We start from the raw sequence: 14558 nt of genomic DNA, 5'->3' as shown, positions 1-14558 counted from the left end.
GTGATCCTAAGTGTTACAATGGAGAAATCCTCCTTTATTTTATAAATTATCCGTTACAAACAAATACTTTGATTCTGCAATCTTATAATTGGCATAAGCATTGGCGTATTCGGTTTCTGCCGATTCTTCTTGTTGTTGCGCGTCTAACAGATCCGTAAGGTTGTTCAGTCCGCTGTTGTAATTATCCCGTTGAACTTTTAGGTTCTCATTGGCATACTCCAGATTGTCCTTTGCATAGTTAATTTGCTTGTAGGCATCCATCAGGTCGTACCAGGATTTCATAATGCCTATTTTAAGCTCGTCTTTGCGATCTTCGAAATTATTCTGAACAATTTTTTCCTGCAGCGCTTTTTGTTTCACTTTATGACGACCGGCTCCCCACCAATCGGAGATGGGAATGCTTACCATCCCAAAGGCCACCGGCATAAACTGACTGTCAATTGCATCGTTGAACGTCCCGAAATAACCCGCGTTTACTCCAACAGAAACCTGTGGTAATAAGTCGGCTTTTGTGATTTTCGTTTGCAGTTGGGATGCGGTTATCGATTTTTCAAGCAGCTTGTAATTATTGTTGTTTTGAAAATCGAGATCAGGATTAGGATATTTAAGTCTGGGTGGGGTAACTTGTTTTAACGTATCTGTGACTACGGTCGTCGTATCGTAAATTTTCCCTACATAAAGCCCTAAATCAAGTAATGCCAGTTTACGCTGATTGCCGAGTTTGCTTTGTTGTAAAAGTACTCTGCTGCGGTTGGTCCTTACCCGAAGTAATTGATTTTTGGCGATAAGTCCGGCTGAAAGCAAATCTTGTTGTTGCTTCAGTAATTCGTCCAGGTACATTTTGCTAGCGCGTATGGCTTTAAGTTGTTCTTGTACTTGTACCAGTTGCCAGTATTTTTGTTCGGTATTTAGAATTACCGAATCTGTTGCCTGCTCGGCTTGTATGGTTCGGGTTTCTGCCTGAAGACTTGCCAGGGCACTGGCGCTTCTTATTTTTCCGCCGGCGTAAACAACTTCGGTTGCTGTGGCTCCGGCCTGATAAAAATTATCGATTCCATCGGGCAGTATTTCTGGGATGGGTGGTACAAAGTCCTTAAACCCATATAAGCCGATTCCGGTTGCACTAATTTGCGGAAAATAATTGGCAATAGCTTCTTGTTTGGCGGCTTCGGCCTGTTCTATTCTTATTTTTCCGTTTTTGATATCGTTGCTGTACGATAATGCGGCTTGCTTAACTTCTTCTAAATTTAGTTTTTCTTGTGCAAGTAAACTTCCGCAGGACAAAAAACTTAGCATACACCAAATAACAAGGGGTGTACTGTTCTTTATTAGCATCTTTTTCATACTATTTCTAGGCGTTTGCATTATTTTCTTTTGTTTCTTCTTTTTCCTCTTCGTCTTTTTCGTTCCTAAAGAACAACCAGTATAATACGGGTAAAACATATAGGGTAAGTATCATAGACATCATTAAACCAAAGGCGATAACGGTTCCTAATGGTCCCCATAAACTTGATCTACTAATAATCATTGGCGTCACTCCAACGGCGGCGGCAGAGGAGGTAAGGAAAATAGGACGCATTCTTCGTTTGGCGGCGTGTGCGGCAGCTTGGTATACTGAATGGTCGTGATGAACTCTTAATTCATTGGCAAAATCGATTAAAATAATACCGTTTCTTACCACGATCCCGCAAAGTGCCAATATCCCTAAGAAGGAAGTAAATCCAAAAGGATATTGCATTAACATTAGTCCTAGGGCTGCACCAAATATACTAAGTGGCATTGTGATGAAACTTAATAGGGCTTGTTTAAATTCCCTAAAATGCCAAAGCAGGATAAGGAAAATAATAAGGACACTTATGGATAATGAGATTCCCATAGGTACCAGGTTTTCCTGACTCATTTCGTGTTCACCTCCATAGCCTACAGTGATACTGTCTGGAAGCTCCATTTCTTCGATTTTAGGACGAAGTTTACCTAATACCACATTGGCTACGGCTCCTTTTTCAATATCTACACGTACGGTTAAGCAGCGCATTCCGTTACGTCTTACAATTTGTTCTTGTTCCCAACCCGGGGTTATCTTGGCTACCTGACGTAGTGGTACTGTTTTACCGGTATTAGGTGAGATAATGGATAATTCCCTTAGGCTGGAAACCGATTGATCTTTATGATCTTCAGCCTTTACTTTTACGTTAATGGCATAATCGCCATCCCAAACCTGTGTGGCATTTAATCCTTCCATATTCATCGCTATGGTGTTGGCGATATTTTCACGGGTAAGTCCTATGCGTGATGCTTCGGCCTCATCGACATCAATGGCAACGGTTTGCTGCATTTCCCCATAATTGGTTCTGGACCAAATGGTTTCTGGGGTTTCTCTTGCCAGGTCAATGATTTTATCTCCGTAGCTTTTTAAGGTGTCGATATTATCACCAAAAAGGCGCACTTCTACCTGTGCGGGTTTGGCAATCATATTTAGCTGTTTCATCCTTAAATACGCATTGGTAAACATTTCAGCGTATTTTTTATCATATTCTTTCAGCACTTCTTCGGTAGCATCGTCTGAGGTAGTGGTGACCAAAATTTGAGCATAGTTCTTAGCGGGAAGGTTGGGCGCGTAAACCATATGGAAACGCGGTGAACTTTCGCCTATAAAACTGGTATAGTCGTGAATACGCTCGTCTTTTTCTAAAACCTTCTCAAATTCTTTTACTACTTTTTCGGTTTCTTCGAGACTGCTGTTTTTAGAAAGATAAACTTCTACAGCAAATTGGTTCCTTTCAATTACCGGAAACAATTCTTGCGATAGGTTAGAGAAAAAGAATACTCCCAAAACTATGGAAAGTACACCAATACCTACTGTAGTTCTATAATGCTTCATTGCGCTTTCAACACTCTTATCGAAGAAGTGCTGTAACTTTTCTAGCATCGATTTTTTCTTCTCTTTGTCTTCTTCCTTTTTGTTATGGTGCAATCCTTTTTTAATGAATATGGTATTGAAGAAGGGCACTAATAATACAGAAATGGCGAGCGAAAGGAATAATGCCAGCATTATGGTATAGGGGAAGGTACTTAAAAAGTCTTTCGCGGTTCCCGTCATAAAGAATACTAAAGGCAGGAAGGTGGCCGATATGGCAAGGGTTGCTGTAAATACCGATGGGAAAAGTTCTTTGGCACTGTTAAGGGCGGCTTTCCAAACCGATTGTCCTTCATCTAGTTTCTCTACGTGGTTATCTATGACCACAATGGGATCATCTACCACGATCCCCAGTACGATAATGAGGGCGGCTAAGGTTACGGTATTCAGCTCCATTCCCAACATAAACATTAACGCAAGGGTGGCGAGAATGGTAATAGGAATGGTGGCTGCGGCAACTGAAGCTACACGAAAGGGTAGGAGCAGTAGGGTTACAATAATTACACCCGCCAGGGCAAAGCCAAATTCTTTAAGGAAGTGGCTTATGGAGTGGTGAACTACTTCGGGCTGATTGGCAATTTTTCTTACCTGAATATCCTGCGGAAGTTGTTCTTTAAAGGTGTCGAGTTTTTCATCAATTCGGTCTCCAAATTGTACAATATTGTTGCCTGAAGCCATCTCGAGCGTAATGATCATCGCTTTGGTGCCGTTGGCGGTAATAAAGGAGTCTGGATCTTCGTATTCTTTTTTTACTTCGGCAATATCTTTTATACGGATCACACGACCGTCCCGATCGGTGCTTACAATGTGGTTGGAAATATCGGTCACATTTTTAAGGAACACGTCCATATTTATAGGGCGGTCAAAAGTGGGCGACTCTAACGTACCGTTGGGCCGTATGGTTCCCTGCGATTGCAAGCTTTGCATTAAAGTGCCCGGGCTAATGCCGTATTGTGCCAGTTTATTTTGATCTACGTAAACCGCAATTTGCTCGGTAAGTCCGCCAGAGTGGCTAATTTTTGCCATCCCTTCCACCTGGCGAAGTTGATCTTCTATTTCTTCTACGTGTTTTTGCAGGTCTTTGTAAGGTCTGGTTTTAGATTCTACAGCCAGGATCATCGCGGCGGTACTTCCAAAATCACTGTTCACTATAATTCCCTTAACACCGGGGGGAACACTACGCTGCTGAAAGATTAATAGGTCGTTTTTAATCTTGTTCCAAAATTGTTCAGTTTCATTGTGGCCTACGCGGTTGGCTACTTCCACATAAATGTACATTTCGCCATCACGGGTATAAGAGTAGGTTTTTTCTTTGTCTACTTCATTATAGCTGAACAGGAATTTTTCGACTTTAGCGGTAAGCTGCTCTTCTACTTCTTGTGAATTGGCGCCGGGATAAAACCCCATTACCAATCCTTGGCGAATCGTAAATTCAGGAAATTCGTTACGGGGCATATTGAAAAGCCCTAACAAGCCAATCACCACAAAAACAGAAGCTAATGCCAGTGGAAAAGCTTTGTTTTTCATTGCCCATTCTATCATCGAACCTTGCTTTTTCATAAAATAAGGACTTATTGTTTGTTTATAATTGTTACCGGAGTGTCTTGAGTGAGCTTATGGTAGCCTGAAGTAATAAGTTGATCTCCTTTTTGCAAACCTTCAGTGATGGTGATGCCATTGTTGTATAGTTTTCCGGTTTTTACAATGCGTCGTTCTGCTTTGTTTTCGTTTACTACATAGACAAAATTTTCATTCTTTTCGGTTACCGATACGGTTTCTACAGGAACAATGAAAGTGTTAGAGGTTTCTTCTGAAGTATTTTCTTTTTCGGGAAGTGTAACGGTACAGGCCATCCCGGGCTTAATTTTTTTATCGTCATTATTAATGGTAATTTTTGCGGTATAGCTAGGGGTGTTGCTGTCTGATTGTACGGATATTTCGGTGATTTCACCTTCATATTCGGTATCTAAGACTTCTATTTTTACAATGGCTTTATCTCCGGTTTGATATTGGTTTACCTGATCGTCTGGAATTGGAATGATGGCTTTAAGCTTATTGATATCAAAAAAATCGACGATGGGTTGCCCGGGTGATGCCAGATCTCCGGTTTCCATCATTTTTTCACCAATATAACCGGTAAAAGGAGCGGTAATACGGGTAAATTTTACGTTTTGGTAGCTGGCTTGCGCGGCGGCTTCGGCCTGTTTGTAATTAGAGCGTGCCTCTACCATTTTTACTTCAGCAATACTTCCTTTTTTATAGACTTCTTCTACACGGTTGTAATTGTCTTTTGCCATTTCAGCTTGCGCTCTTCTTGCTTCATATTGTTTTTGATAAGCGGTGCCGTCTATTTTGGCAATTAGGCTTCCTTTTTGTACAAAATCGCCCATACTTACCGGAAATTGTTCAATGGTCCCGGATACCTGAAAACTTAGTTTTACGCTTTTATCGGCAGCAATTCTACCAGTGGCAGAAAAATGGGCTCCACTACTTTCTAAAGAAGTGTTGCCAACCATTACGGTTTTAACCTCGATGGGTTGAATTTCCCTTTCTTTTTCTTCTTTTTTACAACTTTGAAGTGTTAACGTTGCTAAACAAAACAAAAGGATGAAATGAAACTTGCGCATATGTTATAATTTTAATTTGTGAGGATTTTCGTTATTGATCGTATTTTAAACCTTTAATAAGAATGTTGACCAGCCAATCGAGCCTTACCGACATATTTTCTAAGGAACCGTAAAGCAGCATTTCTTTTTCTAAACTGCTATAGGCGGTTACCATAGTCATTGCTAAAAATTGCATATTTTCCTGACTAATGGGAGCGATTTCTTTTTTATTGATAGCCCACGTGAGTATTTCCTGAAAAATGCTATTCTCTATATGTCTTAACTTCATAAATAGGGAATGTGCAATGTTTAAGTTTTGCTTAATGTCTTCCAGCAAAAAAGTATACTCTTTGGTTTTGTTTATGAGACTTTTGAGTTTAATCTCATTGTAGAACCGTAGGTTTTCTTCAATGTTATTGGATTTTTTAATTTTCGCTTTGGCTGGTTCTATTATAGAAAGGAATTCCACTTCGGCCACCTGCTCAAAAACCTCGTTTTTGTTTTTAAAGTAGTAGTAGAGTGTGCTCCTACCTTTATTTGCGGCTTTTGCAATATCATCCATCGTGACTTTATCAAACCCCAATTTTTTAAATACTGCAACAGAAGAATTAATAATGTGATCTTTAACTAAATCGTCTTTCATTCAACAAAAAATATAATTACGTCTGATTTTGGACAAAATTACTATTTTTGTCTAATCTGAAAAATAATTTAGTATTAAGTTAAGAAAAAAATTGATTGTGCATTGTTTTAATAGTCTTTTAAACAGGAGTTTATATTGAAAATTAATGATAAGGTACTAATGAAGCAGACTAAAGAGAACTAATAATAAAAGCTTTATATATTTATTTCTTCTGAGGCGTTAGTTTTTGTTTTTCTTTCTTGCAAAGCTTTTCCTAGTCTTTATTTACTGATGGTAGAATGGGATACTGATAGGTTTTTATAGGAAGCATTTGGATTTAAAAGACAGTTCGCTAAGCCATCCGCCTGAAGGGATATTGTTCATGATAGCATATTTTTTCTACTTTCTTTAAAGTAGCAAAGAGAAGTCTAATTTTAATAGATGCTAAATAGATGTATTTATTCAATGTCAATTTGAAAGCCAATAGCGATATTAAAAGGCATTTCATCTGGACAGGTAATAAAAAGGTTTTCATCTTCCTGTTGCCAGTCTAGTGCACCACTATATCCCAATAATTTTACTTGTTTGATTTTTTTTTGCAGGAGATTATCATTTAATCCTAAACATTTAATCTGTAATTTTTCACCTGCTTTAGGAACGGCCATCACCCATACATACAATTTATCATCTTTGCCTTTGGTAAATCGGATATCAGCAGTGCTAAATTTATGATTTGCTTGTCTGGCCCCTATTTTTCCACCTGGTAAAACATTAAGTTTGTCATTTTCTCCTTCTCCAATAATTTTCCAGGCATAGCTGCCGTAGATCCCTTCTCCATTTATTCTCATCCATTCTCCCATTTCTTTAAGCATTTGAGAACTACCAGCATCTAGTGAACCATCAGGGAGTAAGGACACGCAAAGACCTACATTACCATCCCGGGCAACTTCTTCTAACAGGTAACGGATAACAGCTTTAGAACTGTAGGTGAAATCAGGGGCATAAAACCAGTCTCCAACGGGAGTTTCAGCAATCCAGGCCTGATCTGTTTTAATCTGTTGTGGTATTCCGCCTTCTTCGGTATTTACTGTTCCGTTTGTCTTTTTTCTAAATTTGACTATGCTGAATACATCAACCTTGCCCCGGCGTTTAAGAGTTTTGTTATAATAATCTGCAATTACATGCTGCATGGCATTTGACTTATAACCAGTACCGGTACCATAACCGCTAAAAGGTTGTTGATCGGTTCCATCAGTATATATAAAATCGGGCTGGTATTTATCTACAGCATCCATCATGCGGGCTGCCCACCATTTGCTATACCAGTTGGCATAGTTGAGGTGATTTTTAAAAATTCCGGCGGGTGGTGGACTCCAGGCCGAATTGGCTGCGGATGCAACACCTTCATATTCCCTAAGATTTATGCCATAAAGCAGTCTGGGATCATAGCCTTCCCACCAGGTGCCTTTGCCATCTTCAAGACTTAGATTGCCATCGTAGGGAACTCCCGCAAGTGAGCCTTCTTGGTCAGCCTGAAATGCGGTTTGCCACCACCACCAAGAATACTCGTGATGAAAAGTGATTCCAAATCGCATATTTGCTTCGCGTGCCGCCTGTTTCCATTCCTTTAAAAGATCGCGTTTAGGGCCTAAATTTTTAGCATTCCAGGGTTGATATTTCGATTCCCATAAGTCAAATTGATCATGATGAACCCCTTGAATGATTAAAAATCTGAATCCGGCGTCCTTATAGATATTCACAAGTTTTTGAGGATCCAGTTTTTCGGGGTTCCATTCGCGCAAGACTTCTTTGTAACCTATTTTAGAAGGATGTCCATAGTTTTTAATATGATTTTTATAAGCTTTTGTTCCGGGTATATAAAGCCTTCGAGCATACCAGTCACCGCTATTTCCTGAAGATTGTGGGCCAAAATGTACCCATAACCCTAATTTGGCCTCCCTTAGCCATTCAGGAGTGCCTGGATAATTATGTTCAATGGAGGCCCATGTAGGCTTATAAGGTCCCTGCGTTATCGGTATGTCAATGGTTACCTGTTCAAAAGTATCTGAGTTTTCCAAAGGAACAGAGTTTTCCTTAAGGGTATGAGTGTCAGGAATAGCCGGTAACTCATAATTCATTTCTGTAGTAGAAACCTCTGATATAGCCGTAGAATTTTTACATCCGACTAATAAAATGGGCGCAGTAAGCATTGAAAAAATGAGGATTTTTAATTTAGACTTAAGCATTATGTATGAGATTGAAAGGGACTTTAAACTTTTTAGAATCATTCAGGTTATATACTTCCTTATTTTAAATTCAGGAATTTGTTTATTCTTTGTAATAACTTTTATAAATGATGTATACGTGATAACATCAAATTAAAAATAATGAAACTCTATGTTTATAAGCGCACAGCTAGCTAAAGTTATATATTATTTCAGTGATTTACTGTTTGATTCTTTGCCAATACTTATACTTATTTTGCTTATTCATAGTTTTTTATTACCTCAGAAATGATTACCTATTTTAAATATTTATACAAGCTGTTGTTTGTAGCTAATATTTATAAAATAATTTATGAGTATGAGCCAGTATACTCTATGAAGCTGTGATATTTTCTAAATAGTATTTATATCGTATTGCAACCTATGGTTTGAGGTTTTTAATTAAAATTTTAAAATGATGAAACCTTTTTAAAATGCCCGGGTCTTTATAATAAACACCATCGAATACTTGGAAAAACTAACCGACGAAGAATTGATGACCAGGATTGCAAAGGATCACCTGGACGATATGAGGATACTGTATGAACGCTATCACCAGTGGATCTATAACTTTTTTATGCAAATGATCCAAGATAGAGATACTTGTGAAGACTTAATGCAAACCACATTTTATAAGGCGATTAAATATCGAAAATCTTATAAAGGCGGAAAGTTTGATTCCTGGATATTCAGCATCGCTCGTAATCTTAGTTACGATTATTTTAAAGATCAAAAAAAGAAATATGTACGTGAAGACTATTCTGGTGTTAAGGAAATTAGGGAGGAACATGATACAAACGAAGATATTGTAAAGCTAAAAATGGTGATGCGCAAATTAGCACCCGATGAGCGAGAAATAATAGTACTCAGTCGTTTTCAGGAAATGCGTTATCTGCAAATAGCAGAGCTTTTAGGAAGTACAGAAAATGCCGTAAAAATAAAAGCACACCGGGCATTAAAAAAACTAAAGAAATTATTTTTTGAATCTGTTGAGATATGAATTGTAAAGAAATAGAACTAAGGATTTTTGATTATTTAGAAGGGCAACTTTCAAAGCAAGAAGTCAGCCAATTTGAAGGACATCTTACCCAGTGTGAAGCTTGTAATAGGGAATTAAAAGCGCGTAAAAAACTGCTTGATACCTTACAAGTAATTCCACAGGAAAAACCACTGCCGGGACATCTTGATTCTTTTGAGCAGATGCTTACGCGAGAAAAGCATCGTCTAAAAAAAGATGACGCTTTAAAAGTACAACCCCTTTACTGGAAAAGGGCATTTCAGATTGCGGCTTCTTTTTTATTGCTGCTGTTGGGATATCTCTATGGGGAATACCGAGGGACACAACTTGCACACACACAAATTGTCCAATTGCAGGAACAGTCCCAGCAGCTAAAAACAAATATGACGTTAGCGATGCTAGACAATCGTTCTGCCAGTAAGAGAATTCAGGCGGTAAATTATTCGGAGGAAATAAAAATGCCAGATAATCAGGTATTGGAAGCTATTGTAGGAAGACTGCAAAAAGATGATAACGTAAATGTAAGATTAGCTGCAGCGGCGTCCTTATCAAGGTTTCAGGAGAACAGGCTTGTAAAAGATGCTTTTATATCAGCGTTGGAAACCGAGGAAAATCCAGATGTTCAGATCGCTATCATTCAGTTTTTGGTACATATCAAGGACGAACGCTCTGTTACCCCAATGAAAAAACTTTTAAATCAGCCTGAAGTGCCAGATTATGTGAAATTTCAGGTAAATCAGGGACTCGATCAAATTTTATAATCAATCAAAAAAAGAAAACAATGAAAAGAACAGGTATGTTAAGTATTGTCTTTATGCTTATGTGCATAGTTACCAATGCTCAAAAAGAGTTTAAAAAATCGCTAAGTGGGATTTCAAGAATCGAAATTGAAACGGGGACTTCTATTTTTCTTAAAAAGGGAGCATCAAATGAGATTATCATTAAAGAAGGTTGCAGCAACTGCGGAAATGAAGAGGAAATGGATCAGGAAGAGTTTTACGAACCAGAAGAAGATGAAAAGGCGAAAGGCTTAACTGCAATTTATGCCGGAGGAGAGGATAATACAGGGGTAGGGATTTATATGGAGAAGGATGGCGAAATTCTAAGGATAAACGATCTTAAATCGTTTTATAAGCGTAAAGGTTTAACGATAATTGTTCCTAATGCTGTTGCGATAAAAATGAACTGTGGAAATTTAGGCAGTGCGAACATCCAGAATATAACTAATGAACTTGAAATAAATACTACTGTTGGTTATATTAAACTTAATAATGTAACCGGTCCAGTAACCGCGCATAGTTCTACAGGAAATATTGATGCTGTTTTTACCAGCGTAAACCAAACGGCACCAATTTCCATCAGTTCTTCTACCGGTATGATCGATGTGAGCCTTCCTTCTAACACAAAGGCATCAGTAGAACTAAAATCTACAATGGGTTCGGTATACTCAAACTTTAATCTTATTGAACCAAGGGAGGACGGACTTAAGGCTATTGGTGGACATAAATCCATTACAGGAAATATTAATAACGGAGGAGTGAAAATAGCCCTAAAGGCATCCATCGGAAATATTTATCTAAGGAAAAAATAATTACAGTTATCAATCAAAAAATGACAATTATGAAAAATCTATTTTTAGTAAGCTTTATAGTACTTTTTACTACTGCTAATTATGCGCAACGAAAAGTTGAAGAGCAATTTAAGACCTCTGAAGGTCAACAGATCAATTTCAATTTTAAATTCGCCTCAAACATCAAAGTTATTCAGTGGGATCGTAATGAGGTAAATGTTACAGCCAGTGTTCTTTTGGATAACGGAGAAGGCAATGAAGCCTTCAGTTTAAAGTCTGAAGAATATTCAGGAGAGATGAATATTTATTCTGATTATGGAGATTATTTTAAGCAACGAAACAATATAATGCTTAATTGCGGAGATCATAAAACGGAAATCAATTATGTTGTTCATGTTCCAAGAAATTGTAATCTTAAAATAAAAAGCATCACCGGTAATGTGTTTTCAGACAATTTTTCTGGGAAACTGGTAACCGATTTAGTTTCGGGCAATGTAGAGTTAAAGAAGTACGAAGGGGAACTTTCACTGAAGACGGTTAGCGGTAGTCTGGATGTTACTATGGATAAAGCAGAAGTTGATGCAAAAACCCTTACCGGAACTATTTATTCTGATCTTGAGATTGATAGGTTTAATAACAATTTTAAAAAATCAGTTTCCAGTAGAGTTCAGGGGATTGTGAGTAATGGTAAGCAAAGAACAAAACTTGAAACAATTTCAGGTAATATTTATATGCGTAAAGAATAATGCAATAGAAAGAAAATCTAACAATTTGTATCGCCTAACATGTAGCGGAATATTTAAAGAATGTCAAAATTTTTATAAATATTCCGCTTTTATATTTCTTCACTCCATACTTTCTTACCTTTAAAAGAAAAGCTATGAAATCAAAAAAGAGTAGGAGTATAGTTAGAATTTTAATGGGTTCGGCTATGGTTTTTGCAGGTATCGCACATCTTACATTTAAGCGAAAGGAATTTCAGGGCCAGGTACCCAGATGGTTACCGGCCAATCAAAAAGTGATGGATTTCACCGTTATTTCTTCCGGTTTTGTCGAAATAACTTTAGGGCTTTTGATGATCCTTTGGAAGGAAAAGCGAATAAGTACCGGACTTATGTTGACCTTATTCTACGTAGTTATTTTTCCGGGAAATATCTCGCAGTATCGCAATAGGATCGATGCTTTTGGATTGGATTCAGACCGTAAACGTTTTATTCGGTTATTATTTCAACCCTTGTTAATTTACGGCGCCTTATGGTCTACCGGAGCAGATACGTATTTAGCCGAGAAATACGAAGATTTAAAAGTATTAGAAGCTTAAAAATAGAGTAACCAGTCCAAATAATGCGGACTGGTTATTTTTTATGTCGTAGTTTTCCAATTTTATGTTCTTCGTCATTAAAATAAATGATTTAGAATATCTTCAATTTTTTCTAATTTCAGCAAATTGGGATGCTCCATGTTTGTTTCATGTTTTTCGTGTATCCAGGTGGTGTGAAATGGGATATGTGCTGCATAACTGTTGATTTCTAATACAGGGATAATATCTGATCGTACGGAATTACCAACCATAAGAAAGTTTTCCGCTGGTACTTCTATATGTCGAAGTAGTTTTTGAAAATTCTTAGGTTTCTTATCGCTCATCACTTCAATATGATGAAACCATTTTCCAAGCTTGGAAGCTTCTAATTTTCTTTCCTGATCTAACAAATCTCCTTTTGTAGCCAATACCAATTTATAATTTTTACTTAACCTTTCTAAGGTGTATGCTACCCCTTCTATAAGTTCTACAGGTTGTTGAATAAGGGTTTGCCCCAAATCGATTACTTTTTGCACCAGCTTTAAATCAGCTTTTCCTTCCGTGATACTATATAGTGTTTCTATCATGGAAAGCATAAACCCCTTGATACCGTAACCATAAAGTTCAAGGTTTTTCATTTCGGTTTTAAGGAGCTCAGCTGAAATTTTATCTTCGGACATAAATTCATTTAATAGGCAGCAAAATTCTTTTTCTGTAGCTTGAAAATAGGGTTCGTTAACCCACAAAGTATCATCTGCATCAAAGGCTATAGTTTCTATATTCATTATTCTTACATTTGTTTGAAGTGCAAACTTCTGTTCAAATTAATCTGTAATCAAGGACATTTGTCCCAGTGAAAAAATGTTTAGAATAAATCAGGAATTTTTAAAATTTATAGAGGATCATTTTCAGCATGCAAATGATAGCGTAGGGATTGAGTTAGTTTCTTTTGAATCTAATGAAATTTTGATGGAGCAGGATCAGATTGTGCGAAATGTATATTTGATCAAATCGGGAATTTGTAAAGTCTATTTCGAAGAGGAAAATGGAAAGGAATATATACTGGAGTTCTTGAGTACAGGTGAAATACTTGGAGAGCTTGAAATCATTAGAGATGAAACCTGTTTATGCTCAGTAAAATCGATTATTAAAGTTGAAGCTTTTAAAATTCCTAAGAATTACTTTCTAAAGCTTTTGAATGGGAATCTTTCTTTGAACAAAATGATCATTCATTCCTTTGCTGAAAGAATAATCAATACGAGTAAAAAGGCTTCTCATCAAAAATTATATTCGATTGAATATTCTTTGACGAAAATTATGGAAATGCAAAAGAAGAATGATTTTGAAATCTCGAAATCAGACCTATCTGCTTATCTGGGAATTTCTATTCGAAGTCTTAATAGATCGCTAAAGAGTTTAAAAGAGAATCCATCCTAAATGGGGATAGATAATTGCTTTATATTTTTTGTTCAAGCTTCTTTAAAATCTCCAACTGTACTTGTTGACTTTCAAATAGTGTTTGAATTTGGTCTTCGATTAAAAGTTCTATCTTCTGGTTTAGTGCTTTTATTTCTAATTCGGCTTTTAAATTGATCAGATAATCATTTTCAGCTCTTTTTCGGTCTTTTTCTTCTTGCCTGTTCTGACTCATCATGATTATAGGCGCTTGCAGCGCAGCGATACAAGAAAGAATAAGATTCATTAATATAAAAGGGTAAGGATCAAAGTTATCTTTTACAGGGGTTAAGGTATTAAAGGCAACCCAGGCCACCAGAACGATAAAGAAAGAAATGATGAATGCCCAGCTTCCTCCAAATTTGGCTACTTTATCAGAAATTGTTTGGCCTCTGGTGAGTATTTCCTTCGGTGGATTTAAAAGATTGTTTGTGATTAACGATTCTTCTTCAATAGCTTTTTTTACTATTTCCTGGAGTTTCTTTATCTGCTCAGATTTAGCAGTTAAAAGGTTGTCTATATCTTTATCCATTATTGATCTGAATTCGGTTTTTAATAAATCTGCCACAACGAGCGTATAATCGCAGAGGCTTATAAAGCTAGTAAAAAATCATATAGCTTAACTAAGGAAAATCTAAATGAATGATGATTTATAGTATTACAGGTTTTTGGTGCTAGTTCACTATGAAATGATTTAAACTTTTTTTAAAAATAAAAAAGGGTTGCAGATATTTGTGTTGCGAAACATACAATTATCAAAACCAACCCTTTATGTACTCTGTACTTGACAAAGATACAATAGAATT

Annotated in this window: 13 protein-coding genes; 6 read left to right on the top strand and 7 right to left on the bottom strand. The window is 37.0% G+C overall.

The features are described 5' to 3' along the window. Positions 1-39: 39 nt before the first annotated feature. The 5 genes from L1967_RS18775 to L1967_RS18755 form a co-directional block, all read right to left on the bottom strand. Positions 40-1344, bottom strand: coding sequence for a TolC family protein (locus L1967_RS18775; RefSeq protein WP_249603044.1), 1305 nt, complete (start codon positions 1342-1344; stop codon positions 40-42). Positions 1345-1351: 7 nt separating this feature from the next. Further along, entirely contained in the window at positions 1352-4477 is a 3126-nt protein-coding gene (locus tag L1967_RS18770; RefSeq protein WP_249603043.1) for an efflux RND transporter permease subunit, read from the bottom strand. Positions 4478-4488: 11 nt separating this feature from the next. Next, complete coding sequence (locus L1967_RS18765) at positions 4489-5544, bottom strand: efflux RND transporter periplasmic adaptor subunit (protein ID WP_249603042.1); 1056 nt, start codon at positions 5542-5544, stop codon at positions 4489-4491. 31 nt (positions 5545-5575) lie between these two features. Beyond that, a complete protein-coding gene (locus L1967_RS18760; RefSeq protein ID WP_249603041.1) occupies positions 5576-6166 on the bottom strand; it encodes a TetR/AcrR family transcriptional regulator in 591 nt (196 codons plus the stop codon). A gap of 437 nt (positions 6167-6603) precedes the next feature. Beyond that, complete coding sequence (locus L1967_RS18755; RefSeq protein WP_249603040.1) at positions 6604-8355, bottom strand: alpha-L-fucosidase; 1752 nt, start codon at positions 8353-8355, stop codon at positions 6604-6606. A gap of 523 nt (positions 8356-8878) precedes the next feature. Between L1967_RS18755 and L1967_RS18750 the strand changes: the two genes are divergently transcribed. The 5 genes from L1967_RS18750 to L1967_RS18730 all read left to right on the top strand — a co-directional run bounded on the left by L1967_RS18750 (position 8879) and on the right by L1967_RS18730 (position 12318). Continuing rightward, on the top strand, positions 8879-9409 hold the full coding sequence (locus tag L1967_RS18750) for an RNA polymerase sigma factor (RefSeq protein WP_249603039.1): 531 nt from the start codon (positions 8879-8881) through the stop codon (positions 9407-9409). Further along, positions 9406-10188, top strand: a complete 783-nt coding sequence (locus tag L1967_RS18745) for a zf-HC2 domain-containing protein (protein WP_249603038.1) — start codon at positions 9406-9408, stop codon at positions 10186-10188. The genes L1967_RS18750 and L1967_RS18745 overlap by 4 nt, the downstream gene beginning before the upstream one ends. A gap of 20 nt (positions 10189-10208) precedes the next feature. After that, positions 10209-11018 (top strand): DUF4097 family beta strand repeat-containing protein, encoded by an 810-nt coding sequence (locus L1967_RS18740; protein ID WP_249603037.1) that lies wholly within the window; start codon positions 10209-10211, stop codon positions 11016-11018. Between the two features lie 29 nt (positions 11019-11047). Beyond that, positions 11048-11743, top strand: coding sequence for a DUF4097 family beta strand repeat-containing protein (locus L1967_RS18735; RefSeq protein WP_249603036.1), 696 nt, complete (start codon positions 11048-11050; stop codon positions 11741-11743). 134 nt (positions 11744-11877) lie between these two features. Further along, positions 11878-12318 carry a DoxX family protein gene (locus L1967_RS18730; RefSeq protein WP_249603035.1) on the top strand — a complete coding sequence of 147 codons (441 nt, stop codon included), beginning with the start codon at positions 11878-11880 and terminating at the stop codon, positions 12316-12318. A gap of 77 nt (positions 12319-12395) precedes the next feature. Here L1967_RS18730 and L1967_RS18725 read toward each other — a convergent pair whose 3' ends face one another. After that, the gene (locus L1967_RS18725) at positions 12396-13082 is read right to left on the bottom strand and encodes an HAD family hydrolase (protein WP_249603034.1); all 687 of its coding nucleotides are present in this window, start codon (positions 13080-13082) and stop codon (positions 12396-12398) included. Between the two features lie 76 nt (positions 13083-13158). On the opposite strand from L1967_RS18725, the gene L1967_RS18720 reads away from it, so the two are divergent. After that, on the top strand, positions 13159-13734 hold the full coding sequence (locus L1967_RS18720) for a Crp/Fnr family transcriptional regulator (RefSeq protein ID WP_249603033.1): 576 nt from the start codon (positions 13159-13161) through the stop codon (positions 13732-13734). A 19-nt stretch (positions 13735-13753) separates the two neighbouring features. Here L1967_RS18720 and L1967_RS18715 read toward each other — a convergent pair whose 3' ends face one another. Next, a complete protein-coding gene (locus tag L1967_RS18715; RefSeq protein WP_249603032.1) occupies positions 13754-14284 on the bottom strand; it encodes a DUF1003 domain-containing protein in 531 nt (176 codons plus the stop codon). Positions 14285-14558 lie beyond the last annotated feature (274 nt).

Source organism: Zunongwangia pacifica, from assembly GCF_023499215.1.
GTDB lineage: Bacteria > Bacteroidota > Bacteroidia > Flavobacteriales > Flavobacteriaceae > Zunongwangia > Zunongwangia pacifica.
Note: the sequence above shows the minus strand (reverse complement) of the source record. Positions and strands in the feature narration are given on the sequence as shown.

Excerpts from the sequence above, each read along its gene's own strand:
- L1967_RS18775 (WP_249603044.1), bottom strand. The coding sequence starts at position 1,344 with ATGAAAAAGATGCTAATAAAGAACAGTACACCCCTTGTTATTTGGTGT.
- L1967_RS18770 (WP_249603043.1), bottom strand. The coding sequence starts at position 4,477 with ATGAAAAAGCAAGGTTCGATGATAGAATGGGCAATGAAAAACAAAGCT.
- L1967_RS18765 (WP_249603042.1), bottom strand. The coding sequence starts at position 5,544 with ATGCGCAAGTTTCATTTCATCCTTTTGTTTTGTTTAGCAACGTTAACA.
- L1967_RS18760 (WP_249603041.1), bottom strand. The coding sequence starts at position 6,166 with ATGAAAGACGATTTAGTTAAAGATCACATTATTAATTCTTCTGTTGCA.
- L1967_RS18755 (WP_249603040.1), bottom strand. The coding sequence starts at position 8,355 with ATGCTTACTGCGCCCATTTTATTAGTCGGATGTAAAAATTCTACGGCT.
- L1967_RS18745 (WP_249603038.1), top strand. The coding sequence starts at position 9,406 with ATGAATTGTAAAGAAATAGAACTAAGGATTTTTGATTATTTAGAAGGG.
- L1967_RS18740 (WP_249603037.1), top strand. The coding sequence starts at position 10,209 with ATGAAAAGAACAGGTATGTTAAGTATTGTCTTTATGCTTATGTGCATA.
- L1967_RS18735 (WP_249603036.1), top strand. The coding sequence starts at position 11,048 with ATGAAAAATCTATTTTTAGTAAGCTTTATAGTACTTTTTACTACTGCT.
- L1967_RS18730 (WP_249603035.1), top strand. The coding sequence starts at position 11,878 with ATGAAATCAAAAAAGAGTAGGAGTATAGTTAGAATTTTAATGGGTTCG.
- L1967_RS18725 (WP_249603034.1), bottom strand. The coding sequence starts at position 13,082 with ATGAATATAGAAACTATAGCCTTTGATGCAGATGATACTTTGTGGGTT.
- L1967_RS18720 (WP_249603033.1), top strand. The coding sequence starts at position 13,159 with ATGTTTAGAATAAATCAGGAATTTTTAAAATTTATAGAGGATCATTTT.
- L1967_RS18715 (WP_249603032.1), bottom strand. The coding sequence starts at position 14,284 with ATGGATAAAGATATAGACAACCTTTTAACTGCTAAATCTGAGCAGATA.